Genomic DNA, 24023 nt, shown 5'->3' with positions numbered 1-24023 from the left:
GGAACTCTAGGAGGCCAGTCTTGCGCGGGGCTTGTGTGGGAGGGCAGGGATAGAGGTGCACCAAGATGATTGTTTCCTTGACAGTTCCGTATCCGTTTCATATTTTTGTATGGTGAAACCGAAATGGAACTTAGGCCGATGGCCGGTAACGTTGTCCCGTTTCCCTATCTTAATTCACACACCACTCCGATTGGGCAGTTCTATCGGTTGGGGGACGATGGTTCACGCGCTCTTGCGGATTTATTTGCTTCCGGTGATTTCCGCCCTGACCGCGTGGTTGTGGATGCGTCGCGCATCGACAAACAGCTGGAGTTGATTACAGCCCTCAGGAAGCGCAGCGTTGAGATTGTTCTTGATCCCAAGACGGCGGAACTTGCGGCATTAGGTCGTTTCGAGGGGCGTGTTCAACAGGCTCCCTGGGCGGCTTTGACTAGCGGTGGTGTGCTCGGTCCAGATTATTTTGGCCATTCCCCTAAAGCCGACGTTATTGGTGCCATCGCAAGGTTTGCAGCGTCTCGCCCGATCGATGCAGTTCTCGCGCCGACTCATTGGTTGGGCGACCCTAATTTCCCGAAATGGCTAGAGGTTGATTTTGGGTCTTGTATACGTTTGCGCGAAGCTCTTGACCGTGAGGGCGGCAAGCATATCGCAATAGACTATCTTCTCATAGCGCCACATACTTTTTTGCAAAGCACTGAAGGACGAAACCAAATAGTTCAACGGCTGCGCGATGCGCCTTTCGACAGCTTGTGGGTTAGAGCTTCCGGTCTTAAGAACAATGCCGCTCCTCTTACGACGCGCTGGCATATTGAAGCACTGTGTGGGTTACACGAAATAGAACGTCCAATCATCGCCGACTATTTGGGAGGTATGACAGGTGCCGCAATGCTCGCCTTCGGTGCGGCGTCGGCCATTGCACACGGTATTGCTAAACTTGAAGGTTTTGATGCGAGTGACTGGCGTTTTAATACTCCACGACGTGTTGAGGGTGAGAGTCTACACAAATCGCAGACGAGAATTTCCTTAGTTGACATGAATCGCTCATTGACTGTGAAGGAGCTTCAGTGGCTTGCCAATGCTCGTGGGGCACGGAAGCATATCGCCTGCGGGGATAGAGAGTGTTGCCCAAATGGGTTCGAGGATATGTTGCGATACCCCCGAAGACATTTTGTTCGCCAAAGTCGAAAACTTGTAGACGCACTGATGCGCGTTCCTGATCTTAAACGCGCTGAACATTTTCTTGATCACCAATTAACTGAAATTGAGAGAAGAGCACGTTTTGTGACCAAGCTGAAGCCTGACAGTAACGCTTTTCCGGAAGCGGCGGACAATATTAAAAAACTAGGAAAGCGCTTGTTTAATCATGCCGAAAATATAGAGAAGGTGCATTCAGCGCTTGAGAATTTCCGCTAGGAGGGTGGGATTGACATGTCGCGAGCAAAACCTTTGCCCGAACGTCAGGCGCAGCCCGATATGTTCTCTTCTGTGGGGCGCCGATAATCATGCCCGGTCAGAATGCAGTAGCGCGAATTATTGGGGAACTCGAAACCAATGGCGGACTTCGAGGAACAGACATCGCGAATATAACTGATGTGTCGAAAGCGACGGTATCCCGCTGGCGGAGTGGCGCTGCAAAACCGCAGCCGAGCAATGAGCTTCGGATTTCTGATTTGCATTACGTTGTGGGACGCCTGCAGGAATATTATTCTGGGGATGAGATCAGAATTTGGCTATATGCGCGTCATCCACAACTGGACGGAGCGAGGGCGATTGATTTAATCTATGCTAATAGGACGGATGAGGTTCTTCAAATTCTAAATCGATTGGACGCGGGGGCATATCTCTAGGAATGTCTGTTCGTCCGCGCGACATACGCCTGATCGATGCTCTGGATGGCCGCGAAGGGATATCGCTCGACGAGGTAGTATGGAGAGTGGCTCGCGAGGGCCGCGATCCGACCGATTGCGGTTCGGCAGGCGGGCGATGGGACGATACGACCTTCGAGGTTCTCTATACCTCCCGTACGCGGGACGGCGCCCTGGCCGAGATGCTGTTTCACCTGAGGGCAGGCCAGCCGGTCGTACCCTCCCGTCTCCGCTTTGGACTCCATGAGCTACGGGTCCGGTTGCGGAATGTCCTCGACTTGTCATCCTTGCCGGTCCTGGAGGCTCTTGGCTTGGATACGAGGCAATACGGGCGGATGTCCTATCTTGAGCGAACTGCCGAGTATCCGCGTACGCAGGAGATCGCGGAAGTGGCTCATTTTCACGGACATGACGGACTCATTGTCCCGAGCGCGCGTTCGGGCGCCTCGAACCTGATTGTCTTTTGCGGCCGCATCGATCCTGATCAGGTGGAAACCATCAGGGATCATGGAATTGTCGACTGGAACTCGCTTCCATAGCGGGCGGCATGAAGGCCGCCCGCTCCAGATCTCCTCCTGCAGGCCTCACATCCCGGACAACTCCACCACCCTTTCCCGCGACGTCACCAGCACCCATTTGCCGCCGCGCTGCTCGATCGACGCCACCTTGCTGTTGTCGGGAAGCAGCGAGCCGCGCTGCACCACCCACATGCCGGTCTCGTCGGCGATCATGGCGCGGCCGGCAGCGGCATAGACCAGCCGGTAGTCGACCGTGGCTTCCGGAAACGGCTGCTCGGCAAATTGCTCGGGCGGGCCGTCGTCCTCATCGTCGTCGTCGCCGGGCGACACCGTTCCGGTCGCGAACAGGTCGAGCTGCATCGGCGGAATGTCGTCCGCCGACATCGGCGCGCCGACGCGCTCGCCGCCCGAGCCGAGCATGATCGGCGCGGTGCGCTCGCCGCCGCCCTCGAACTTCAGCGCGCGGATGCCGAATTTCTCCTGGTTGAAGAAGATGTACCAGGGGAACACGGCGCAGCCGAAGCCGAGCGCGATGCCGAGGCCGGCCACGACCAGGTCGCTGCGCTTGCGCCTGAAGGGCGGCTTTCGCGCCTTCGGCTGCCGCCGGCGGAACAGCCGCGCGACGCTCCACCGGCGTGCCGGCGCGGCGCGTGCCGCTTCGGCCGAACGGTGTGGCGATTCCTCAGCCCGGCTGGACAACATTCGGCTTCTCCCTGGCTTTGAGGTGACGGGCGAGGTCGGCGAACGGATCGGCCGAGGGCGGATCACCGGGCGACTGGTTGAGCGCCTCGTAAATCACCGGCACCTGGCGGACCGCGATGTCGAGATCGGGGTCGGCGCCGGCCTGGTAGGCGCCGAGCAGGCGGATGTCGCGCGTGTCCTCGAAACGCGCGATCATCGCCTTCAGCCGCGCCACCAGCGCGCGCTGGTCGCCGCTCCAGGCTTTTTGCGCCAGGCGCGAGATCGACGACAGCGGATTGACGGCGGGGAAGCGACCCTGCTCGGCGATCGTCCGGTCGAGCACGACATGGCCGTCGAGGATGCCGCGCACCGCGTCGGAGATCGGGTCGTTGTGGTCGTCGCCGTCGACCAGCACCGAGATGATAGCGGTTATCGAGCCGCTTCCGTCGGCACCGGGTCCGGCGCGCTCCAGCAGCTTCGGCAGGTCGGTGAAGACCGAGGGCGGATAGCCGCGCGAGATCGGGGGCTCGCCGGTGCCGATCGCCACCTCGCGCAGCGCATGGGCGAAGCGGGTGATGGAATCCAGCACCAGCAGCACGCGATGGCCCTGGTCGCGAAAATGTTCGGCGACGCGCATGGCCGTGTCCGGCGCGCGCTTGCGCATCATGGCGCTCTCGTCGCTGGTGGCGACGACGGCCACCGTCTTCCTCATGTTGCGCTCGCCAAGCGTGTCCTCCAGGAACTCGCGCACCTCGCGGCCGCGCTCTCCCACCAGCGCGACGATGACGGTGTCGAAGGCTCCCGCCGAAGCCAGCATGGCCAGCAGCGTCGACTTGCCGACGCCCGAGCCGGCGAAGACGCCGAGGCGCTGGCCGAAGCAGATGGGCGTGAAGATGTCGACGACGCGAACGCCGGTGCGGAAGCCGGTCTCGACGCGCTGGCGCGACAGCGCCGACGGCGGCGCCGTGTCGGCGGCCCGACGCGGGTCGCCCTCGACCAGCGTGGCGCCATTGTCGATGGCGCGGCCGAGCGCGTCGATCACGCGGCCGCGCCAGCTCGCATGCGGGGTAACCGCGAACGGTCCGTGCACCATGACCAGGTCGCCGATGCCGGCGTCCGAGGTGCGGTCGAAGGGCGCGACCAGGACCTCGTCCGCGCCGATCTGCACGACCTCGCCGCGGCGGGCCGCGCCATGGCCGCGCAATTCCACCATGTCGCCCAGCCGCGCCGCCGCCGAAAGCCCGCGCACGCGATAGTGCGTCGGCGAGACCTCGACGACCTTGCCGCCGCGCCGCACCAGCGTGCGCTCGTCGCGGAAGCGCAGCCAGCTCCGTTCCAGAAGGTCGAGAGGGTCAGGCATCGGCATGGCCGAGAGGCCTGGCTGAGGGGTTGCTGTCACCGTAAGCGACCGACCGGCTGTAGGTTCATGATTTTGCGCATGTCTTTATCCCGCCGCCGCTGCACGCTTTCGAGAGACGTCCGTTCTAGGTTTTCGATCCCAGCGTGGTGATCGCCTCGCTGAGCGTCCGGTCGGTGCCGCGGATTGCCGCCGCGACATTCTCGAAGGCGCGCTGGACCATGATCAGGCGCGCCATCTCCTGCATCGGATTGACGTTGGATTCTTCCAGGAAGCCCTGAGCCACGCCGATGTCGTTGCGATCGATCACCGGCTCGGGCGCGCCGGACGGCACGATGCCGGAATTGCCGTAGCGGACGAAATTCTCGCCGGGATCGAAATTGAACAGGCCGATGGCGCCGACCGGCTGGCCGTTCTGGGTAAGCCCGCCGTCGGCACCGGAGCTCGGCGTTCCGTTCTGCGGATCGAGCTGGATCGGCGCGCCGCCGGCATCGAGCACGGGATGGCCCTGCAAGGTGACGAGCTCGCCGGTGTCGAGCATGGTGAAGCGGCCGTCGCGCGTCATGACGATGCCGGCAGGCGTCTCGATGCCGAACCAGGCGTCCCCCTGGATGGCGAAGTCGAATGGATTGCCGGTTTCGCGCAGCGCGCCGACCTGCGTCGACATGAAGGTATCGCCGGAAGAGCTGAAGGAGACCGCCTTCTGGCCGATGCCGGTGACCATGTCCTCGAACTTGACGCCGGTGGCGCGGAAGCCGACCGTGCCGGCATTGGCGACGTTGTCGGCGATCGTGTTCAGGCGGCGCTCCAGCGCAACCTGCGAGGACAGCGCGACATAAAGGGCGTCCTGCACGGCCTATCTCCGCATGCTCTGGATGGAAAACAGCAGGTTGGTGGAGATGCCGTACTCGACCGGCTGGCTGAACAGGATCGAGGTCGCCGCCTGCGCCGGAGAGGTCGGATTTGCGATTTCCCAGAGGCTGGTGAAGCGGGTGAGGAATTTTTCGAGCGCTTGCGGGTCGCTGAAATCCTTGATGTCCAGCTTCTCCTCGAAGAACTTGACCTGGCGGTCGATGTCGGCGGAGGCGAAGGAATCGGGCAGCGACAGGGCGGTCCGCACCACCTGAGCCAGGGCGGGATCGGCCAGCACCTGATAGAAGTTGGTGATGCCGGACGCCTTGCGTTCGAAATAGAGGGCTAGGCGGACGCCTTCGTTGCGATTGCCCGCATCCTCCTCGAGCGTCTGGCGCATGAACTTGTCGATCGCCGGCAGCTGCGCGGGGGTGATGGTGGTCGCCTTCTCGCCGTATTCGGCGAAGTTGAAGGCCGCGACAAAACCGGCGTAACGCTTGTCGGTCAGCTTGTTGGCGGGGCTGGCCGGATCGCTGACGCCGCCCTCCAGCATCTGGCGGATGCGCTGCGGCGTCTCGACCGCCGGATCGAGGCCGTAGGACGACAGCGCGAAATTCAGCAGGCGCCTGTCGGCCATCATGTCGTCGATGGATTCGAGCTTGCCGACATTAGCCAGGTAATAGGCCGTCTCGGCCTTGACGTAGTCGGCGCCCGGCCTGACCAGTCCCAGTTCCGACAGCGCGCCGTGGAGGCGAGGCGTCTCCTTCGTCACCGCGTCGCGCGTCGTCGTCTGCGTTCCGTGTTCGACGAAGTCGAAGGCGCCGACGAAGGCGGCGTAGCGCTTGTCGGCCAGCAGGTTCGCCGGACTGTCCGCATCGGTGACGCCGCCTTCCAGCATCTCGCGGATCGTCGCCGGCTTTTCGGTGGCGGCGTCGAGCCCGTAGGCGGCCATCGCGTAGGTGAGCAGCCTGGTGTCGCGCATCAGGCCGTCGATCGACGTCACCTTGCCGATATTGGCCGCGTAGTAGGCGGCCTCGGCCTTGACGTGGTCGGCATGCGGCCTGATCAGCACCATTTCGGTGAGGGCGACGTATTGCTGCGGGACGGTCTTCTGCACGGCGTCGCGCGCCGTCGTCCCGGCGCCGTGCTCGGCGAAGTTGAAGGCGCCCACAAAGGCCGCCCAGCTCTTGTCCGCCAGCCTGTTGGCGGGGCTCTGCGGGTCGGCGACGCCGCCTTCGAGCATCTCGCGGATCCGCGCCGGGGTCTCGGTCGTGGCGCTCAGCCCGAACGTCGCCATCGCATAGGTGAGCAGCCGCTGGTCGCCGAGAAGGTCGTCGATCGACTTTATGCTGCCGATGTTGGCCACATAGTTCGCCGTTTCGGCCTGATAGAAGCGGAACCCTTCCTGCCCCATCGCCAGGTCGACCTGCAGGCCGAAATTCTTCGGCACCTCGTGCTGGGCCCTGTTGTAGATGGTGGCCTGCTCGCCGAGCTTCTCGAAATTGTAGGTGGCCGCGAATTCCGCGTAGCGCTTGTCGGTCAGCTTGTTGGCGAAGCTGTCGGGATCGCTGACGCCCTCCTTCAGCACCTTGACCATGAACGCCTTGGCGTAGGCCATGTCGCTGAGGCCGTGCGCCTTCATGGCATAGCGGAACAGCCGGTCGTTGTTGACGAACTCCTCGACGGTTTTCACCTTGCCGATGTTGTCGAGGTAGTAGGCCGTCTCGCGCTCGACCTGAGGCTGCCGCTCGACGCGGTCGATGGCCTTGCCCATGTCCCTGGCGATCAGCCGATAGTCCAGATAGGTGTTTATCACGCGCCCCGACTCCGCAGCCTATTGTCGCCACGATAGGTCAAGTTGCTTGCGCGAAGCTGAATCGCGCCGCGTTTTCAAGCCTCACGCAAGGCAGGTCGGCTAGCCCTAGAGGCTGGCATCATGATGCGAAGGGTTTTCGCGTGGGCATTCTGATCGGATTGGTGGTGACGCTGGGTTGCGTCCTCGGCGGCTTCATGGCCATGGGCGGCCATATCGACGTCCTGATGCAGCCCTGGGAGCTCGTCATCATCGGCGGCGCGGCGGTCGGCACCTTCCTGGTCGCCAACCCGATGTCGACGGTCAAGGACACCGGCACGGCCATGCTGGAGGCCTTCAAGCAGGCCGTACCGAAGGAGAAGGATTACCTCGAGACGCTGGGCGTGCTGCACAGCCTGATGCGTGAGCTGCGCACGAAATCGCGCAGCGAGGTCGAGGCGCATATCGATGATCCCGACAACTCCGCGATCTTCCAGGCATTCCCCTCGGTGCTGAAGCGCTACGACCTCACGCATTTCATCTGCGACTACTGCCGGCTGATCATCATCGGCAATGCCCGTTCGCACGAGATCGAGGCGCTGATGGACGAGGAGATCCAGACGATCCGCTCCGACAAGCTGAAATCCTATCACGCCATGGTGCAGATCGGCGACGGCCTGCCGGCGCTGGGCATCGTCGCGGCGGTGCTGGGGGTGGTCAAGGCGATGGGCGCGCTCGACCAGTCGCCGGAAATCCTCGGCGCGTTGATCGGCGCCGCACTCGTCGGCACCTTTCTCGGCATCTTTCTCTCCTATGCGGTGGTCGGGCCGATCGCCACCAAGATCAAGATCGTGCGCGAGAAGAACAACCGCCTCTACATCATCGTCAAGCAGACGCTGCTCGCCTACATGAACGGCTCGCTGCCGCAGGTCGCCATCGAGTTCGGCCGCAAGACCATCTCGTCCTACGACCGGCCTTCCATCGACGCGGTCGAGCAGAGCACGCTGAACACGGGCGCCATCGACATGACCAAGAAGGCCGCCTGAGCGATGCCGGCGCAGGCGGAACGCAGATGACCGGCTCCCTCAACCCCGCCGACATGCGCGCCTATATCGTCGAGCGGCTCGTCGGCGCCACCGGCGAGACGGGTCACGTCATCACCACGGCGCGGGCGCTCGCCGAGCGGGTGCTGCCGGGAATCCGCAAGGGATTGGCAGGCAGCCTGTCGGCGCCGGTGAGCGTCGAGATCGGCAGCGTGGACGTGACGCGCCTCACGGCGGCGCGGCCTGCGCAGGAGGACAACGGTGCGATGACCGTCGTCGCCTCGCCGAGTTCGCCCGACGCCCTGGTGCTCGTCGCCGATTCGCGCGCGATCGCGATCCTAGTGTCGGCGCTGTTCGGCGGCGATCCGGATATTCCCGTCGCGCCGATCGAGCGGCCGCTGTCGCCGACCGAGATCGAGGTGGCGACGATGACGTTCGAGGAGGTGGCGAAGGCCGTCAACGGGTCCGGCCCGCGCGCCTTCGGCCTCAAGCTGCCGGTGCCCGCGGCCGCCGCCGGGGCCGATCTCGACACCCGCGTCATGCGCGACGGTCCGGCGGTCCGCATCGACCTCGCGGTCGCCGCCGGTCCCAGTTCGGGCCGCATTTCGCTGTTCATGCCGCAGCGGGTCCTGCTCAAGCATCGCGGCGGTCCCGTGGCGCCCGGCCCGGCTGCCGGAAGCGAGCGCGATTGGGGCGAGCGCTTCGGCGAGGAGATCATGCGCTCCTCCGTGACGCTGGAAGCGACCATGCCGCTCGCCCGCATGACGCTTGCCGAGGTCGCCTGCCTGCGCCCGGGCCAGGTGATCGAACTCGGCGACGACGCCCATCATGCGGCAAAGCTGTCAGCCCGGCACAAGACTCTTTTCGTATGCGAGTTCGGCAAGCTCGGCCAGAACTACACCGTGCGGGTCCGGCAGGCATTCGATGTCCGGCAGGATCTCATCGACGGACTGGCGCAGGGCTGAGCAGGGGTAGTGAAGGAGGCTTCGATGAGCGACGGCGGCAAGGCGGCGGTGCAGGACCAGGGCGAGGAGCAGCTCAACCGCGCGATCGAGGAGCTGCGCGGCGTTCTCAACGAGGATGCGGGTGCCCAGCGGCCCGCCGCCGCGCCCAACGCCGGCATCATCATGAACATCCCGGTCGAGGTGCAGATCGTGCTCGGCAGCACCGACATGGCGGTGTCGGAGCTGATGGCCTTGCAGAAGGGCTCGACGGTCGCGCTCAACCGGCGCGTCGGCGAGCCGGTCGACGTCACCGTCAACGGCCGCCGCATCGCCCGCGGCGAGATCACCGTGCTCGACAGCGACCCGTCGCGGTTCGGCATCCGCCTGACCGAGATCATCGCCACAGGCTCGGTGTGAGTTCGGAGCCAGCATCGCCATGACCTCGCTCAATCTCACGCGCGCGCAGAAGGCCGCGGCTATCCTCGTCGCCATGGGCAAGCCGTCGGCCAGCCGCCTGCTGAAATTCTTCAAGCAGGAAGAACTCAAGGCGCTGATCGAAGGCGCCCGGCTTCTCAAGACTATCCCGCAAGGCGAGCTCGAGCGCATCGTCGCGGAGTTCGAGGCCGAGTTCATGGAGGGTGCCGGCCAGCTCGATTCGGCCGACCAGATCGACGACATCCTCAACGATACGCTGTCGCCGGAGGAGGTGCAGGCGATCATGGGGCAGGGCAAGACGGCGGCGAATCAGCCGCCTCCGGTCTGGAGCGAGCTCGACAAGCTCGAGCCCGCGCGCATCGCCGCGTTCCTCGCCGGCGAGCATTCACAGACCTCGGCCCTGATCCTGTCGAAGGTGGCGCCGGGGACGGCCGCCAACGCGCTGCTTGCTCTTGACAAGCCGCTGCGCGGCGAGGTCGTCAAGCGCATGATGTCGATCTCCAACATTCCCGAGGCGGCGACACGCCTCATCGAGACGCAGTTGCGCAGCCGCGTGCTCGGCGAAAGCAACGTCAAGGATACCTCCGCCGGCCAGAGCCGGGTCGCCAACCTGCTCAACGAGATGGACAAGCCCCAGCTCGACGAGGTGATGCAGGATCTGGAGGCGGCGGGCACGCCCGACCTGGAGGCGGTGCGCGCCCGTCTGTTCTCCTTCGAGGACATTCCGTTGCTGGCGCAGCGGGCCCGCGTCACCCTTTTCGACGGCCTGTCGACGGAGCTGGTCACGCTCTGCCTGCGGCAGGCGCCGCCGCATCTGGCGGAAGCCGTGCTCTCGGCGATCGGCGCCCGCTCCCGCCGCATGATCGAGGCCGAGCTGAGCCAGGGACCGGAAGGCATCCAGACGGCGGACATCCTGCGGGCCCGCAAGACGGTCGCGGCGACGGCGCTGCGGCTGTCGCGCGACGGCGTGATCGAGCTTCCCTCCATGCAGGCCGCGGCCTGATCGTCGGTTGAGCCGTCATGTCCGAGGCCGCCGACAAGGACAGCAAGACAGAGGAAGCGACCGAGAAGAAGATCCGCGACACGATCGAGAAGGGCAAGCTGCCGGTCTCGCGCGAAACGCCGCTGCTCGCCTCCTTCCTCGCCATCCTCGTCTTCTTCGTCTTCTTCGCCCAGCAGAAGGCCGGCGAGCTCGGCAGCTTCCTGGCGCTGTTCCTCGAACGGCCGGAGGCATGGCCGCTCGACACGGCGGCGGACGTCGCGACGCTCTACGGCGTGGTGCTGATCGAAATCGGCAAGGCCATCGTCGCGCTGGTGCTGATGCTGATGGCCGCCGGCTTCGCCGCCTCCGCGCTGCAGAACCTGCCGCAGTTCGTCGGCGAGCGCATCCGGCCGCAGGCCTCCCGGATTTCGCTGAGCGAAGGCTGGAAACGGCTCTTCGGCATCCAGGGCTTCGTCGAATTCGCCAAGTCGCTCGGCAAGCTGGTGCTGGTCACGCTGGTGCTGGTCTTCATCCTGCGCGGGGACGTCGTCACGCTGCTGTCGGGCATGATCACGCAGCCGGTGGCGTTCGGCCTGGTGATCCGCGGCATCGCCATCGACATCGTCGTCGCCATCGTCGCCGTCATGGCCGTGATCGCCGCGGTCGACCTCGTCTGGTCGCGCTTCCACTGGCGGCAGGAGCTGCGGATGACGCGGCAGGAGGTGAAGGACGAGCACAAGCAGTCGGAAGGCGACCCGATCGTCAAGTCGCGGCGGCGCTCGCTGGCGCGCGACCGGGCGCGGCGGCGCATGATGATTTCGGTGCCGAGCGCGACGCTGGTGATCGCCAACCCGACCCACTATGCGATCGCGCTGCGCTACGTGCGCGAGGAGAACTCGGCACCGGTGGTGCTCGCCAAGGGACAGGACCTGATCGCGCTGAAGATCCGCGAGATCGCGGCCCAGAACAACATACCCGTCTTCGAAGACGTCGCGCTCGCCCGCTCCATGTACAAGCAAGTTTCGATCGATAGCGTGATACCGCAGCAGTTCTACCAGGCGGTCGCCGAGTTGATCCGCATCGTCTACGCCAAGCAGGCTCCGAAAAAGGTACCATGATCCGACAGTCGCATGCATCGTCCCGCGAGATCATCGTCGCCGAGGCCATCGCGGACATCGTCCGCGAATTGCGGATGGTCGACGTGGCCGACTACATCGCCTTCATCCGGCTCGAACACTTCGCCTGTATTTCGGACCTGGTCGATTCCGCGGCGGAGCTGTTCTTCCTGCCGCGTACCTTCCGGCTCGGCAATGGCGGCCAGGCCCATGTCGACTGGTCGACGATACCGCGCATCGAGCTTGACCTGGAACTCAGGCCGCGCGGCGCTGCGGTCTATTTCACCCTGACGCTCTGCGACGCCGATGCGTCGGTGGAGGTGAACTACGTCGCTTTCGACGATCCGGACCCGGATCCGGAGAAAAATACGGCCTTCCTGGTCACCGCGATCGAGGCGGCGCGCATCCGGCGCTCGGAGCCGGCGGTCTGACGGTACTATTCGAACAGGCCGAGCTTGAGCGCCTTGGCGACCGCATGCGTGCGGTTGGCGGCGTTCAGCTTCTGCGTCGAGTTGGTCAGGTATTGGTTCGCGGTGTGAACCGACAGCTTCAGCGACGCCGCGATCTGCTCGCTGGTCATTCCGTTGGCGCTGAGCTTTAGGCATTCGAGCTCGCGCTTGGAGACGGCTGGCGCCTTGCGCGATTTGTCCGGCCTGATCCGCATCGCGGCTCCGAACAGCGAGTAGCAGCGCGCGTGTACATCGAGGCATTGATCGTCCGATAGCGCGATCTCGGATCCGAGGAAGGCCACCAGCCCGCATCGGCCCCGATCGGCCGACACCGGGAAGGCGATGCCGGCAGGCGAGGGGCCGTTCAGGCGCTTCGCCATCGGAAGCTGCAGGAAGGCGTCGGCGGACGCGCTGCCGTCGGCGGCCCACCACAGCGGCAGCGCCGACGTGCGCGCATGCCGGACGATCTCTTCGCTGATGTCGTCCCACATCCGGATGGTTGCGGAGGAATCGGAAGGATGATCGGGATCGAGGAGGGGCACCAGGCCGTTGCGCTCGCCCGCCGGGCCGACGACGAAAAGGCTGAAGGCGGCGGCGTTGATATCGAGCGCGATCCAGCGGCAGTGGCCGATCACGTCCGCGATGGTGGGCGTGCGCTTGGCTTCGCTGTCGGGTCCGGCAGCGCCGAAGGGATTCCTGTGTTCCTCCACAGGCGCGCGTGCGAGCGACCGCGTCAAATGATGCCGCTCCGTATGGCTGTGGCGACCGCCATGACCCGGTTGGTGGCCGCGAACTTCTGGATCGCGTGGGTGACGTAGCCGTTCACCGTATTGGACGAGACGCCGAGGATGACCGCCACCTCGTCGGTCGTCTTGCCCTCCGAGACCCAGTGCAGGCACTCGCGCTCGCGGTCGGAAAGCGGATCGTGCTGGGTGGTGGCCGCGAGCAGGTCCGGCACCTGCGACAGGGCGTGGCAGCAGCGCATCTGCGCCCGCGTCAATTCGGCAGGATCGAGGCGATCGGCTTCCTCGGTCGAGAACAGCAGGTAGAGCTGCTGGCGGCCGACATTGAGGCGGAGCGGGAAGATCTCGCCGTGGCCGAGCACGTCGAGCATTCTGCACTGCTCGCCGTCCAGGACCCTGGCAATCCCCATTGCCCGCGACGGGACGACGGCTTGGGGGCGTGTGCCCGGCGGCGCCGCCAGGCTGCTTTCGGCGATCGCCGCTATGGTGCGATGGCCGATGACCTGGATCGCGTCATACACCCAGTTGGAGGCGACGATGCGGACGTCGCTTCTGTGCTGATCGTGCAACACGGCAACCAGCATGTAGCTGTCGGCTCCGATCCGCTGGCACAACGCCATCAGGAACGCGGTCAGGTCGCCGCGCGAAGCAAGCGGTTTCCCGGATGCCGCCGGAAACGCAGTCTGATAGCCAAGCCCCGTCATTTCGCCCGCGAGAAGCCCGAATCGCCCCAACTGCCCGGACCCGGAGACCGGGATCGGACATGAAAACGCATCACTTGTTACGAGAAGCGCGCTTCCGCCGATGGACGGAAGGCGAACCCACCCCGAACCCCATGCCCCCGAGCCTCCTGGGAGACCCGCTTGCCTGTCGAGCACGCTGGTGTTGCGGCCACCGCGCCCGACTGATTCGCATTTAATTTAACTGCTCGCGAATCGGACATCAAACGCCGAAATCACAAAAAAACCGCAAAATGAAACCGGCTTGCCGAAGCTGCGGCCACCTGCCTCCACCACGAATCCCGGTCTTGCGGGACGGCCGATTCCGGGGCATGACCTAGTCTCGCGCATCCGGGAGGACAGAATGAAGCGCTCGCGTATCAACGAGATCATCCGCGAAGGCGATGCCTTCATCCGCTCCTTCGGCTATGTGATGCCGCCCTTCGCCTACTGGACGCCCGAACAGCTCAGGGAGCGCCGGCCGGAAGGCATCATCGGCGCCCGGCTCGGCTGGGACATCACCGACTACGGCCAGGAGAAATTCGACGAGCTCGGCCTGTTCCTGTTCACGGTGCGCAACGGCCGCGCCGAGGATCTGGCGAAGGGCACGGGCATGCTCTACGCCGAGAAGATCATGATCTCGCGCAAGGACCAGCTTTCGCCCATGCACCGCCATGTCGTGAAGGCGGAGGACATCATCAACCGGGGCGGCGGCAGGCTGGTGCTCGAACTGTTCATGCCCGCCGAGGACGGCGGCGTGGACCGCCACCGGGAGGTCGAGGTGCCGACCGACGGCGTGATGCGCAAGCTGCCGGCCGGCGGCCTGCTGACGCTCGATCCCGGCGAGAGCGTGACGCTGCTGCCCGGCGTCTGGCACGCCTTCTGGGGCGAGGGCGGCGACGTGCTGATCGGCGAGGTGTCTACGGTCAACGACGACCTCACCGACAACATCTTCACCCAGCCGATCGGCCGTTTTTCGACGATCGAGGAGGACGAGGCGCCGCTGCACCTTTTGGTGTCCGATTACGACAGCCACATCCTGTCGCGGTGAAGATGGACGAAAAGAACGTCTGATTTTCCGGCCGAACCTCCTGGTTTTCAGTCGATTCGACGCGTTCCGTTCGGCATTTGGCCGGTTTTTCGCTTCGACAGACGCGTTTTTCGGCCTTGCCCGCGCGTCTCCTAACGTCCCAGCGGGTGCGGCATGTAGCCGACGAAGCCGGCGATCCTCCAGCGGCCGTCGACCCTGCGGCAGAAATACAGCGTCTGCCAGTTGAGCCGGTCGGCCTGGCCGCCGGGTTTGGCGACCGAGCCGTTGAACTTCTTGTGCAGCACGGCACGGTCGCCCTGGACGTCGATGTCGCGCATGTTGGTGATGCGGAACAGCGCGTCGCGCAGCGGCTCGGCGAATTCGCTCGCCGCCGTCTCGCGCGCCTGCCGCAGCCATTCGTCGCGATAGGCCTCCAGCGTGGGGAATTGCAGGCGCCAGGCGTCGGCGTCGTCGAGGAAATGCGCGTGCATGCCGAAAAAACTGTCGGCGATGAAGTCTTCCTCCACCATCGACCAGTCGGCGGCCAGGAAAGCGTCGATGTCGCGCCGCACCAGCATCTCCCACAACGCGTGACGGTCCGGGTCACCGGCCGGAAACGGGTTCTTGTCGAAGGTCATCGTGCTCTCCGCTCGATCAAGCCGTCAGCCCATGCGGCCGCGCGCCGCCACCGGCAACTGCTCGACGACCTCGCCGTCCTCCACCAGGTTGACGGTGTCGAACAGGTTGGAGACGACGCAGACGTGGTTGGGGATGATTTTGAGCTTGTCGCCGATCGCCGGCCGCGCCGCGCAGCCGGAAAAATCGGCGATGGCATGCTCCTCGTTGAGCGTCGTGATGACGGCTTCCGGGTATTCGACGATGTAGCCGTGGCCCGGCGAGGGCGAGAGGTCGGCGGCGAGCGCCTTCGAGCCGGCGTCGAGGATCACCCTGTCCGGCGTCGGCCGGCTGACCACGGTGACCAGCACCGTCAGCGCGCAATCGGCCAGCGTGCCGTGGCCGAAGGCCGCCTGCATGCGATCCGAATAGATGTAGGTGCCGGGCCGGAGCTCGGTCGCGGCGGTGAAGGCCTGGTCGGCGTAGAAATCCGGGGAATTGCCGACTGAGACCCGGGGCACGTCCATCCCCTCCGACCGGAACAGCGCCAGCGCATCGTGCAGCCAGGCGTCGACCTCGGCCACCTTGCCGCGCGGCGGGTAGGTCATCAGGCCGCCGAAGCGCAGGCCGGGATGGGAGGCGATGCGGCGCGCCAGCGCCAACGCATCCGCCGGCGACTGCACGCCGCAGCGGCCGCCGCCGGTGTCGCATTCCACAAGCACGGTCAACGGCCGCGAAGGATCGGTGAAGACGCCGCCATAACCTTCCACCGTGTCGGCGCTGTCCGCCACCACCGACAGCGTCACCCGGCGGTGCAGCGCCAGCAGGCGCTCGAGCTTCTGCCGGCCGACGATGTTGAAGGTAATGAAGATGTCGGAAATCCCGGCATCCGCCATCACCTCGGCCTCGCCGATCTTCTGGCAGGTGACGCCTGCCGCACCGAACTCCACCTGCCGCATGGCGAAGAGCGGCAGCTTGTGCGTCTTGATGTGCGGCCGCAGCCTCACGCCCAGGGCGTCGGCGCGTTTCTGCGCCCGCCGCAGATTTGCTTCCGCAATCCGCCGGTCGATCACCACCGCCGGCGTGTCCAGATCCTCTACGCGCATCGCCTTGTCTCCCGTCCCGAACAGAGCGTCTCGACCATGCTACGAAATCTGCTCGAGGAATGGCAGGTTGCCGGCCATCAGCCCGGCATCGACGTTCAATGCGACGCCGGTGATGCCGCTCGCGGCCGGCGACGCCAGGAAGACGGCGGCGCGCGCCACCTCGTCCGGCTCCACCAGCCGTCCGAGCGGGTATAGTTTTCCGACCAAGGCGAGGATTTGCGGGTTCTCGGCTATGCGGTGGTCCCAGGCGCCGGTGCGGATCGAGCCGGGGACGACGGCGTTGGCGCGGATGCCGTTGCGGCCTTCCTCGGTGGCGATGGCGCGCATCCAGGCGATCAGCCCGGCCTTCGCGGCGGAATAGGCGGGGTTGCCGAAATGCGCCTGCGCATTGACCGAGGCGATGAAGACGAAGGCGGCGCCACCTGGCTGGTTACGCATCGACGGCAGCAGCGCCTGCGACAGAAGGGCGGCGCTGCGGAAATTCAAGCTCATCTCGCGGTCGAGCGCCTCGGCGGTGACCGCCTCCAGCGTCTCGGCGCGGGTCCAGCCGGCATTGGAGATCACGGCCGCCGGCGGCTCGCCGGCGCTGATGCGTGCCGCGAAATCGGAAACCGCGCGGTCGTCCAGCAGGTCGAAACGATGCGCCTCGGCGATCCCCTCGGCGGAGAGGTCCATGCCTTCCAGGTCGCAGGCCACCACCCGCGCTCCGCTGGTGGCCAGGACCGCGACAAGCGCCTTGCCCAAGCCGCCGCCGGCGCCGGTGACGACCACATTGCGGCCGCCGAAATCGATCATGCGGCACTCCTTCCCTTGTGGCCCGCCTGCCGGCCGCGCAGGCCGGCGGCAGGATGCTCGCGGTTGTGTAATAAAGCAACATGGAATCCAAAAACATGTTGCTTTCCAACAAGACTTGCATGACGATCCCTCCATTCTGGCATGGAATGCGCCGTCGGGAGCGGCTAAAGGCAAGCCGGTGTTCAGGCGGGACGTGGCCCGGCTTTCTCCGGCGGTCGCCGACCGGCATCCGGTCGAACAGGAGGATGACTTGTCCAAGCAGTGTTTCGGAACCTCGCATGTGCCGCTGTCGCCGGCGGTGAGGGCAGGGGATTTTGTCTATGTGTCCGGCCAGGTTCCGGTTGACGGCGACGGCAAGGTGGTCAAGGGCGGGATCGACGAGCAGGCGGAGCAGGTGCTGCGGAACGTCAAGGCGGCGCTGGCGCTTGCCGGCTGCGGCATGGACGACGTGGTGAAGACGACGGTATGGCTCGAGGACAAGCGGGATTTTGCCGCCTTCAACGCCGTCTATGCCCGGCACTTTCCAAAAAATCCGCCGGCGCGGACCACGGTCCAGTCGCCGCTGATGATCGACATCAAGATCGAAATCGAAGCCGTCGCGTATCGACCGGCCTGACGCCGGCGCGACCACGGCAGCAACGGAGGCCCAGCGCCCATGCCCTACGATCTGCTCCTGCGCGGCGGGCGTGTGGTCGACCCCGCGTCCGGCCTGGATGCGCCGCGCGACATAGCGATCGCCGGCGACCGCATCGCCGCCATCGAAACGGACATTCCGGCCGAGCGCGCTGACCACGTCATCGACGCGTCCGGCTGCCTGGTCACGCCGGGCCTGGTCGACCTGCACAGCCACGTCTACTGGGGCGGCACCTCGCTCGGCGTCGACGCGGACCGCCTGGCGGCGAAGAGCGGGACGACGACCTTCGTCGACGCAGGCAGCGCCGGCGCAGGCAATTTCCTCGGCTTCCGCCGCCATGTCATGGAGCGCTCGAAAGTCCGCATCCTCGCCTATGTGAACATCTCGTTTGCCGGCATCTTCGGCTTCGCCAGGACGGTGATGGTGGGCGAATGCGGGGATCTCAGGCTGTGCGATCCGCGCGAGACGGTGGCCTGCGTGCGCGAGCACGGCGAAGTCATCGTCGGCGTCAAGGTGCGGGCGGGCAAGCATGCCAGCGGCAGCAGCGGCATCGCGCCGGTCGATCTCGCGCTTGAAGCCGCCGACCGGGTCGGCCTGCCAGTCATGGCGCATATCGACGAGCCGCCGCCCGGCCGGTCCGAAGTGCTGCCGCGCCTGCGCCGCGGCGACGTGCTCACCCATTGCTTCCGGCCGTTCCCCAACGCGCCGGTGTTCGCCTCGGGGGCGGTGCGGCCGGACATGCGGCTGGCGCGCGAGCGCGGCGTGATCTTCGACATCGGCCACGGCATGGGCTCGTTCGACTTCGAGGTGGCGCGCGCCATGCTCAAGGAAGGCCTGACGCCGGACGTGATCAGCAGCGACCTGCATCTCTATTGCGTCGACGGGCCGGCCTTCGACATTCTTGTGTGCATGTCGAAGCTGATGGCGCTCGGCATGCCGCTGGCCGAGGTGCTGCGCGCCGCGACGGCGCGGCCGGCCGAGGTGATCGCGCGCCCCGACCTCGGCAGGCTGACCGTCGGCGGACCGGCCGACGTGGCGGTGCTGAAGCTGCATTCCGGCCGCTTCCCCTTTGTGGATTCGGTCGGGACGAAGCTCGAGGCGGAGCAGCGGCTGGTTTCGCAGGGCATCGTCGCCGGCGGCGTCTGGTGGCCCAACGAGTCGGCCGGCGATCTCACCGACATCGAGCGCTACACGCCCAACCGTCCGCACAGCCATGTCGAGGTCGCCGCGCGGCATTTCGGCTGCTCGCACGACTGACATCATAAGCTGCGCCCTCCAGCCGCGCCTCATCCTCGCCACGCTCGGCCTTTGCCGCCTGGCCATTGAGAAAGTGCGGGAAGCGGGGCGCGGGGCCGAGCCTCTCTAATAAAATACGTGGCGCGGTGACCCGCGCCCCGCCGGCGTTCTTGCCCGTCCGCTAGCCCGCATTCGCGCGACCTTCGCGGCTGGGGCCCGGGTCTCCAGCTCTCGCCAGCCGTGCTACCGATTGCACGACCGACCCGGCGCCGACGCTCCCTCCTGATACCCGGTGCGCACCAGATTCCCGCAAGGGAGCGGCTTTCAGGCGCAAGTATAGGCCAAGCGAGAAGGGAGGGGATAAAGTCGCTGCCGTAAGCCTGTTCGCCCGAGCCAGCGGAAACGGCCAAGTGACGGGGAGATTTCGCTTTTCTGGTTCGCGTCGGCTTCGAACGAGCATCGTTTTTCGGCGGGAGGAAAGAAAACTATCCCCTTTTTCCAGGTCGTGTCCGTCGTAGAGCGAGCCGAAATGCGGCGGAGATGCGGGCTTCTGCACCGCCGGAGCACTTCGCCGCCGGCACGGCATGGATCCTAGGGTCTGCGCCTCCGCTTCGCTCCGGCTCCGCCCTAGGATGACGAAGGCAAAAGGGGTTTACCGCTAGTCTCCGACGCCGGCGATTGGCGGAGACGTCCGACGAATTCGTCATCCTAGGGCGGAGCCGGAGCGAAGCGGAGGCGGAGACCCTAGGATCCATGCCGTACCAGTGGCGAAATGCTCCGGCCGAGCCGAACAGATGATGATCCGAACGGCGGTAAGTGCCGGGACAGTTTACTTTTTTCCGCCCGCGCCAGCCTTGAAGCGCCACCGCTTTTCTGCGGAAAGAAAGTAAACTGTCCCCTGCGGTTCCGCCTGCCTGTCAATGCTCGCTGCCGCAGAGATCGTGGTCGGCGAGCGCGCGGATGACGTAGCAGTCGCGAACGGTGTCGCCGCCGCAATGGGTGGCGATGCGCTCCAGCTCGTTCTCCAGCCGGCGCAGTTTGGCGATCTTCTCGCGCACGGCGTCGAGCTGCTCGGCGGCGATGCGGTCGGCCTCGCCGCAAGGCCGCTCGGGATGGCGGCTGAGATCGATCAGCTCGCGGATCGCCTCGATGGTCAGCCCGAGTTCGCGCGCATGTTTTATGAAGGACAGGCGCTCCCGCTCCGTGCGGGTGTAGCGCCGCTGGTTGCCCTCCGAGCGTTCCGGCTCGGTCATCAGCCCCATCTGCTCGTAATAGCGGATGGTCGGAACCTTGACGCCGGTCGCGCGGGACAGATCGCCGATCGTCAGCATGGCGAAAACTCCATTGCTCTAGAGACTAGAGATTGGTGCGGCGGCGGGTGGCCGTCAAGATGTGTCCGCGTGACGATCCGGGCAATCGCTTGAGGCAGCCGGTAAGGAATTGGGTGGCCTCGCACCCCCACTTCTAGCCGCTCCCCACAAGGGCATGGCAATCGCATATGCCGATGAGGATCGTCATTCCGGGGCCGCGCAGCGGAACCCGGAATCCAGAGCGTTGGTGTCGAAGGAGAAGCGAGACCTCGCAAATATCCAGGAATCTCGAGCAGCGTCGGCACTCTGGATTCCGGGTTCCGCTGCGCGGCCCCGGAATGACGACGCAGAGCTGCCTGCCGCTCCGATACAACCCAGCACGTCCCCCTCCCCCTTGTGGGGAGGGGCTAGGGGTGGGGGTAAACTGATATGCGATAGCCCTCCCGTTTACGGGAGGAGGGCTGGGATAAGGGGCAGCACCAACTGTCAGGCGATTGCCTTGCCATTGACCTCGTTCACCTCAGCCCCCGCCAGCCGAGCAGCCGCATGGCGTTGGCGGTGACGATCACGGTGGCGCCGGTGTCGGCGAGGATGGCGGGCCACAGGCCGGTGACGCCGATCACGGTGGTGACCAGGAACACCGCCTTCAGGCCGAGCGAGATGGCGATGTTCTGGCGGATGTTGGCCATCGTCGCGCGGGAGAGGGCGACCATGGCGGCGACGTCCGTCACCCGGCCGTGCAGGATGGCGGCGTCGGCCGTCTCCAGCGCGACGTCGGTGCCGCCGCTCATGGCGATGCCGACATCGGCGGCGGCGAGCGCCGGCGCGTCGTTGATGCCGTCGCCGACCTTGGCGACACGCTCGCCGGCCCGGCGCAACTCGCCGACGATGCGCTGCTTGTCCCGCGGCAGCAGCTCGGCGCGCGGCTCCAGCCCCAGGCCCGAGGCGATCGCCGCTGCGGTGCGCCTGTTGTCGCCGGTGAGCATGAGCGCGCCGACGCCGAGCCGGCCGAGCGCTTCTATGCCCTGGCGGGCATCGTCGCGCGGCTCGTCGCGCATGGCGATGGCGCCGGCGACGGCGCCGCCGGCGAGCAGCACCGACACCGACTTGCCCTCGTCGTTCAGCCGGCTGATGGCTTCACGAAGCTGCCGCGGCAGCCCTGCGCGCTTCTCTGCCGCCTGCGGCGAGCCGAGGAAGAGTTCGACGTCCCCGACGGTGCCGGCCACGCCTTCGCCGCCGATCGCGGTGGCGTCGGTGGCCGCGCTCGGCTCGACGGCGCGCCGGCGCGCCTCGGCCAGGATCGCCTGCGCCAGCGGATGGCTGGAGCCGACCTCCAGGCCGGCGGCAAGCCGCAGCGTCTCGGCCTCGGAATGCCCGGCGGCGACGATGTCGGTCACTTTCGGCTTGCCCTCCGTGAGGGTACCGGTCTTGTCGAAGGCGACCCTGGTGATCTTTCCCAGCGTCTCCAGCACGGCGCCGCCCTTCATCAGCAGGCCTCGGCGGGCTCCGGCGGACAGGCCCGCGGCGATCGCCGCCGGGGTCGAGATGACCAGCGCGCAGGGGCAGCCGATCAGCAGCACCGCGAGACCCTTGTAGATCCATTCCGCCCAGTCCTGACCGAAGCCCAGCGGCGGCACGATGGCGACAAGTGCTGCGACCACCATGACGCCCGGCGTGTACCAGGCCGAGAACCGGTCGATGAAGCGCTCGGTCGGCGCCTTCGATTCCTGCGCCTCCTCGACCAGGCGGATGATGCGGGCGATGGTGTTGTCGGCGGCGGCCGCTGTCACCTCCACGCGGATCGCCGCATCCAGGTTGATGGTGCCGGCAAAGACCGGGTCGCCCGGCGCCTTGCGCACCGGCACCGACTCGCCGGTGACGGGCGACTCGTCGAGCGCGCCCTGGCCGGTGAGGATCGTGCCGTCGGCCGGCATGCGGTCGCCGGGGCGCACCAGGATGGTGGCGCCGACCTCGAGGGTTTCCGCCGGCACCTCCGCCGTCCGGCCGCCGGTTTCCAGCAGCGCGGTCCTGGGGACCAGCCTTGCGAGCGCCTTGATGCCGGCGCGGGCACGGCTGGCGGCGACGCCTTCCAGCAGCTCGCCGACGAGGAAGAGGAACACGACGGCCGCCGCCTCTTCCGTCGCGCCGATGACGACGGCGCCGGCGGCGGCGATGGTCATCAGCGCCTCGATAGTGAAGGGAGAGCCGTTGACGGCAGCCATGACGGCGCGCCGGGCGATCGGCGCCAATCCCACCGCCATGGCGGCGACGAAGGCCCAGGATGCCGTCTCCGGCACGAGTTTTGCGAGCAGGAAGGCGGCGGCGAGCGCCAGCCCGCACAGGATCGTCAGCCGCGCCTTGGCGCTCCTCCACCACGGGTTTTCCTCGGTGCCGTGCACATGCGGCGCGGCCTTGGCGCCGGGCGCTCGGTCCGCTGCATGATTGTGCTGTGCGTCCTTCCCGTGCTGGGGCTGGTGACCATGATGGCTATGGTCATGGCCGCAGCAGGCGCCATGCGCTTCTTCCGCCTGAGCGGGCGCGGGGAGCGGCGGGAGGGAAAGGGCCGAGACCTTGTAGCCCAGCCCTTCGATGCGTCTGGCCAGCCCCGGCAGGTCGATGTCGGGACGGTGTTCGACCGTCATGGTGCCCGCGGTCACCGAGACCGAGACGTCGGTGACGCCGTCGACGCGCCGGGCCGCCGTGTCGATCTTTTTGGCGCAGCCGGCGCAGTCCATGCCCGCGACCTTGAATCGGCTCCGTTCAACCGCTTCAGTCATTTTGTGCCTTCCAGATTCATCATTCGGAGGCAGGATAATTCCTCTAGCAACTAGAGGAACAAGCGGATTCTTGCCGTGGTTTGCGATTGCCTTTCCGCCGGCCGCGGCCAACAGTGCTACGGCTTTTCATGCGGGACACCACCATGCGCATTGCCTGCTTCCAGGGACCTGCACGAGCCGACACGCCGCAGGGCAACCTCGCGCTGCTGGCACGCACAGCCGGCGAGGCGCGCGCCGGCGGGGCGGAACTGCTGGTCGCGCCGGAACTCTTCCTCACCGGCTACGCCATCGGTGCCGAAGCCGTCGGCCGGCTGGCCGAGCCGGTCGGCGGCGCCTCGATTGGCGAGGCCCGGAGGATTGCAGCGGAGACCGGCATCGCGCTCGTCTTCGGGTTCCCCGAGCGCGATGGGGCCCAGGTCTACAACGCGGCGGTGGCGATCGGGGCCGATGGCGCCGTGCTCGCCAGCTACCGCAAGACGCATCTGTTCGGCGACGTCGACCGCGCCCAGTTTTTCGCCGGGGATGCCGCGCCCGGAGTCTTCGAGATCGGCGGGCTGAAGGCAGGGCTGCTGATCTGCTACGACGTCGAATTCCCGGAAGCGGTGCGGACGCTCGCGCTGCGGGGCGCCGACCTGGCGATCGTGCCGACGGCGCTGATGCAGCCTTTCGACGTGGTGGCGCGTACCATCGTGCCGGCGCGCGCCTATGAGAACCAGATGTTCGTCGCCTATGCGAACCGCTGCGGCCGCGAGGCGCCGTTCGACTATTGCGGGCTGAGCTGCGTCGTCGGACCCGACGGCTCGGAGCTGGCGCGCGCCGGCCGGGGCGAAGAGCTCGTCTTCGCCGATCTCGATCGCGCGGCACTCGAGCGCTCGCGGCAGCTCAACCCCTATCTCCGCGACCGGCGGCCAGACCTCTACGGCACGCTGGCCTCAGTCCAGCCATAGCCGGCCGCAGCCGCGGCTGCATCGTCGTCGACAAAGCGGGCTGGATACTCCTCCCGTGGGTTTGTCCGGCCGGCCGAT

At 66.1% G+C, this 24023-nt stretch carries 23 protein-coding genes; 12 read left to right on the top strand and 11 right to left on the bottom strand.

Annotated features, from left to right (window positions below):
• The first annotated feature begins 138 nt into the window (after positions 1-138).
• A complete protein-coding gene (locus tag C7I84_RS29640) occupies positions 139-1413 on the top strand; it encodes a hypothetical protein (RefSeq protein ID WP_133170067.1) in 1275 nt (424 codons plus the stop codon).
• A 436-nt stretch (positions 1414-1849) separates the two neighbouring features.
• Positions 1850-2404 (top strand): RES family NAD+ phosphorylase, encoded by a 555-nt coding sequence (locus tag C7I84_RS06735; protein WP_106771391.1) that lies wholly within the window; start codon positions 1850-1852, stop codon positions 2402-2404.
• Between the two features lie 45 nt (positions 2405-2449).
• Here C7I84_RS06735 and C7I84_RS06730 read toward each other — a convergent pair whose 3' ends face one another.
• The 4 genes from C7I84_RS06730 to C7I84_RS06715 all read right to left on the bottom strand — a co-directional run bounded on the left by C7I84_RS06730 (position 2450) and on the right by C7I84_RS06715 (position 7089).
• Positions 2450-3085: a hypothetical protein gene (locus tag C7I84_RS06730; protein WP_106771390.1), complete on the bottom strand. Its 636-nt coding sequence runs from the start codon at positions 3083-3085 to the stop codon at positions 2450-2452.
• Positions 3066-4430, bottom strand: a complete 1365-nt coding sequence (gene fliI / locus C7I84_RS06725) for a flagellar protein export ATPase FliI (protein WP_106771389.1) — start codon at positions 4428-4430, stop codon at positions 3066-3068. The genes C7I84_RS06730 and fliI overlap by 20 nt, the downstream gene beginning before the upstream one ends.
• A gap of 118 nt (positions 4431-4548) precedes the next feature.
• Entirely contained in the window at positions 4549-5274 is a 726-nt protein-coding gene (flgF, locus tag C7I84_RS06720) for a flagellar basal-body rod protein FlgF (protein WP_106771388.1), read from the bottom strand.
• Positions 5275-5277: 3 nt separating this feature from the next.
• Positions 5278-7089, bottom strand: coding sequence for a DUF1217 domain-containing protein (locus C7I84_RS06715; RefSeq protein ID WP_106771387.1), 1812 nt, complete (start codon positions 7087-7089; stop codon positions 5278-5280).
• 140 nt (positions 7090-7229) lie between these two features.
• Here C7I84_RS06715 and motA point away from each other — a divergent pair, with 140 nt between their 5' ends.
• The 6 genes from motA to C7I84_RS06685 are packed head-to-tail and all read left to right on the top strand — an operon-like array spanning position 7230 to position 12015.
• The gene (gene motA, locus C7I84_RS06710) at positions 7230-8111 is read left to right on the top strand and encodes a flagellar motor stator protein MotA (RefSeq protein WP_106771386.1); all 882 of its coding nucleotides are present in this window, start codon (positions 7230-7232) and stop codon (positions 8109-8111) included.
• A 26-nt stretch (positions 8112-8137) separates the two neighbouring features.
• Entirely contained in the window at positions 8138-9073 is a 936-nt protein-coding gene (locus tag C7I84_RS06705) for a FliM/FliN family flagellar motor switch protein (RefSeq protein ID WP_106771385.1), read from the top strand.
• A 24-nt stretch (positions 9074-9097) separates the two neighbouring features.
• The gene (gene fliN / locus C7I84_RS06700) at positions 9098-9469 is read left to right on the top strand and encodes a flagellar motor switch protein FliN (RefSeq protein WP_106771384.1); all 372 of its coding nucleotides are present in this window, start codon (positions 9098-9100) and stop codon (positions 9467-9469) included.
• 19 nt (positions 9470-9488) lie between these two features.
• Positions 9489-10490, top strand: a complete 1002-nt coding sequence (locus C7I84_RS06695) for a flagellar motor switch protein FliG (protein ID WP_106771383.1) — start codon at positions 9489-9491, stop codon at positions 10488-10490.
• Positions 10491-10507: 17 nt separating this feature from the next.
• Entirely contained in the window at positions 10508-11587 is a 1080-nt protein-coding gene (flhB, locus tag C7I84_RS06690) for a flagellar biosynthesis protein FlhB (RefSeq protein WP_106771382.1), read from the top strand.
• The gene (locus tag C7I84_RS06685) at positions 11584-12015 is read left to right on the top strand and encodes a hypothetical protein (protein WP_106771381.1); all 432 of its coding nucleotides are present in this window, start codon (positions 11584-11586) and stop codon (positions 12013-12015) included. Before flhB ends, C7I84_RS06685 begins: the two co-directional genes overlap by 4 nt.
• Positions 12016-12020: 5 nt before the next feature.
• Here C7I84_RS06685 and C7I84_RS06680 read toward each other — a convergent pair whose 3' ends face one another.
• Both C7I84_RS06680 and C7I84_RS06675 read right to left on the bottom strand, forming a co-directional pair.
• Positions 12021-12770, bottom strand: a complete 750-nt coding sequence (locus tag C7I84_RS06680) for a helix-turn-helix transcriptional regulator (protein ID WP_106771380.1) — start codon at positions 12768-12770, stop codon at positions 12021-12023.
• Positions 12767-13480, bottom strand: a complete 714-nt coding sequence (locus tag C7I84_RS06675; RefSeq protein ID WP_106771379.1) for a helix-turn-helix transcriptional regulator — start codon at positions 13478-13480, stop codon at positions 12767-12769. Before C7I84_RS06675 ends, C7I84_RS06680 begins: the two co-directional genes overlap by 4 nt.
• A gap of 379 nt (positions 13481-13859) precedes the next feature.
• Between C7I84_RS06675 and C7I84_RS06670 the strand changes: the two genes are divergently transcribed.
• Positions 13860-14546, top strand: a complete 687-nt coding sequence (locus C7I84_RS06670; protein ID WP_106771378.1) for a D-lyxose/D-mannose family sugar isomerase — start codon at positions 13860-13862, stop codon at positions 14544-14546.
• Between the two features lie 131 nt (positions 14547-14677).
• On the opposite strand, the gene C7I84_RS06665 is transcribed toward C7I84_RS06670, so the two are convergent.
• From C7I84_RS06665 to C7I84_RS06655, 3 genes are read right to left on the bottom strand one after another with little or no spacing between them, the layout of a single operon-like run.
• Complete coding sequence (locus C7I84_RS06665) at positions 14678-15163, bottom strand: hypothetical protein (protein ID WP_106771377.1); 486 nt, start codon at positions 15161-15163, stop codon at positions 14678-14680.
• A gap of 24 nt (positions 15164-15187) precedes the next feature.
• Positions 15188-16246 (bottom strand): D-TA family PLP-dependent enzyme, encoded by a 1059-nt coding sequence (locus C7I84_RS06660; protein WP_106771376.1) that lies wholly within the window; start codon positions 16244-16246, stop codon positions 15188-15190.
• A gap of 39 nt (positions 16247-16285) precedes the next feature.
• On the bottom strand, positions 16286-17041 hold the full coding sequence (locus C7I84_RS06655) for an SDR family oxidoreductase (RefSeq protein ID WP_106771375.1): 756 nt from the start codon (positions 17039-17041) through the stop codon (positions 16286-16288).
• 250 nt (positions 17042-17291) lie between these two features.
• Here C7I84_RS06655 and C7I84_RS06650 point away from each other — a divergent pair, with 250 nt between their 5' ends.
• Together C7I84_RS06650 and C7I84_RS06645 are read left to right on the top strand one after the other, a co-directional pair.
• On the top strand, positions 17292-17657 hold the full coding sequence (locus tag C7I84_RS06650) for a RidA family protein (protein ID WP_106771531.1): 366 nt from the start codon (positions 17292-17294) through the stop codon (positions 17655-17657).
• Between the two features lie 39 nt (positions 17658-17696).
• Positions 17697-18932 carry an amidohydrolase/deacetylase family metallohydrolase gene (locus C7I84_RS06645; RefSeq protein ID WP_106771374.1) on the top strand — a complete coding sequence of 412 codons (1236 nt, stop codon included), beginning with the start codon at positions 17697-17699 and terminating at the stop codon, positions 18930-18932.
• Positions 18933-19828: 896 nt separating this feature from the next.
• On the opposite strand, the gene C7I84_RS06640 is transcribed toward C7I84_RS06645, so the two are convergent.
• Positions 19829-20242, bottom strand: coding sequence for a MerR family transcriptional regulator (locus C7I84_RS06640; RefSeq protein ID WP_106771373.1), 414 nt, complete (start codon positions 20240-20242; stop codon positions 19829-19831).
• A 494-nt stretch (positions 20243-20736) separates the two neighbouring features.
• Positions 20737-22998 (bottom strand): heavy metal translocating P-type ATPase, encoded by a 2262-nt coding sequence (locus tag C7I84_RS06635; RefSeq protein ID WP_106771372.1) that lies wholly within the window; start codon positions 22996-22998, stop codon positions 20737-20739.
• Between the two features lie 143 nt (positions 22999-23141).
• On the opposite strand from C7I84_RS06635, the gene C7I84_RS06630 reads away from it, so the two are divergent.
• Positions 23142-23945 (top strand): carbon-nitrogen hydrolase family protein, encoded by an 804-nt coding sequence (locus tag C7I84_RS06630; RefSeq protein ID WP_207770974.1) that lies wholly within the window; start codon positions 23142-23144, stop codon positions 23943-23945.
• Positions 23946-24023 lie beyond the last annotated feature (78 nt).

The organism is Kumtagia ephedrae (genome assembly GCF_003012745.1).
In the GTDB taxonomy this organism is placed as follows: domain Bacteria; phylum Pseudomonadota; class Alphaproteobacteria; order Rhizobiales; family Rhizobiaceae; genus Kumtagia; species Kumtagia ephedrae.
This window is presented reverse-complemented; position numbering and strand designations above follow the sequence as displayed.

Excerpts from the sequence above, each read along its gene's own strand:
- C7I84_RS29640 (WP_133170067.1), top strand. The coding sequence starts at position 139 with ATGGCCGGTAACGTTGTCCCGTTTCCCTATCTTAATTCACACACCACT.
- C7I84_RS06735 (WP_106771391.1), top strand. The coding sequence starts at position 1,850 with ATGTCTGTTCGTCCGCGCGACATACGCCTGATCGATGCTCTGGATGGC.
- C7I84_RS06730 (WP_106771390.1), bottom strand. The coding sequence starts at position 3,085 with ATGTTGTCCAGCCGGGCTGAGGAATCGCCACACCGTTCGGCCGAAGCG.
- fliI (WP_106771389.1), bottom strand. The coding sequence starts at position 4,430 with ATGCCGATGCCTGACCCTCTCGACCTTCTGGAACGGAGCTGGCTGCGC.
- C7I84_RS06705 (WP_106771385.1), top strand. The coding sequence starts at position 8,138 with ATGACCGGCTCCCTCAACCCCGCCGACATGCGCGCCTATATCGTCGAG.
- fliN (WP_106771384.1), top strand. The coding sequence starts at position 9,098 with ATGAGCGACGGCGGCAAGGCGGCGGTGCAGGACCAGGGCGAGGAGCAG.
- C7I84_RS06695 (WP_106771383.1), top strand. The coding sequence starts at position 9,489 with ATGACCTCGCTCAATCTCACGCGCGCGCAGAAGGCCGCGGCTATCCTC.
- flhB (WP_106771382.1), top strand. The coding sequence starts at position 10,508 with ATGTCCGAGGCCGCCGACAAGGACAGCAAGACAGAGGAAGCGACCGAG.
- C7I84_RS06685 (WP_106771381.1), top strand. The coding sequence starts at position 11,584 with ATGATCCGACAGTCGCATGCATCGTCCCGCGAGATCATCGTCGCCGAG.
- C7I84_RS06675 (WP_106771379.1), bottom strand. The coding sequence starts at position 13,480 with ATGACGGGGCTTGGCTATCAGACTGCGTTTCCGGCGGCATCCGGGAAA.
- C7I84_RS06670 (WP_106771378.1), top strand. The coding sequence starts at position 13,860 with ATGAAGCGCTCGCGTATCAACGAGATCATCCGCGAAGGCGATGCCTTC.
- C7I84_RS06665 (WP_106771377.1), bottom strand. The coding sequence starts at position 15,163 with ATGACCTTCGACAAGAACCCGTTTCCGGCCGGTGACCCGGACCGTCAC.
- C7I84_RS06660 (WP_106771376.1), bottom strand. The coding sequence starts at position 16,246 with ATGCGCGTAGAGGATCTGGACACGCCGGCGGTGGTGATCGACCGGCGG.
- C7I84_RS06655 (WP_106771375.1), bottom strand. The coding sequence starts at position 17,041 with ATGATCGATTTCGGCGGCCGCAATGTGGTCGTCACCGGCGCCGGCGGC.
- C7I84_RS06645 (WP_106771374.1), top strand. The coding sequence starts at position 17,697 with ATGCCCTACGATCTGCTCCTGCGCGGCGGGCGTGTGGTCGACCCCGCG.
- C7I84_RS06640 (WP_106771373.1), bottom strand. The coding sequence starts at position 20,242 with ATGCTGACGATCGGCGATCTGTCCCGCGCGACCGGCGTCAAGGTTCCG.
- C7I84_RS06635 (WP_106771372.1), bottom strand. The coding sequence starts at position 22,998 with ATGACTGAAGCGGTTGAACGGAGCCGATTCAAGGTCGCGGGCATGGAC.
- C7I84_RS06630 (WP_207770974.1), top strand. The coding sequence starts at position 23,142 with ATGCGCATTGCCTGCTTCCAGGGACCTGCACGAGCCGACACGCCGCAG.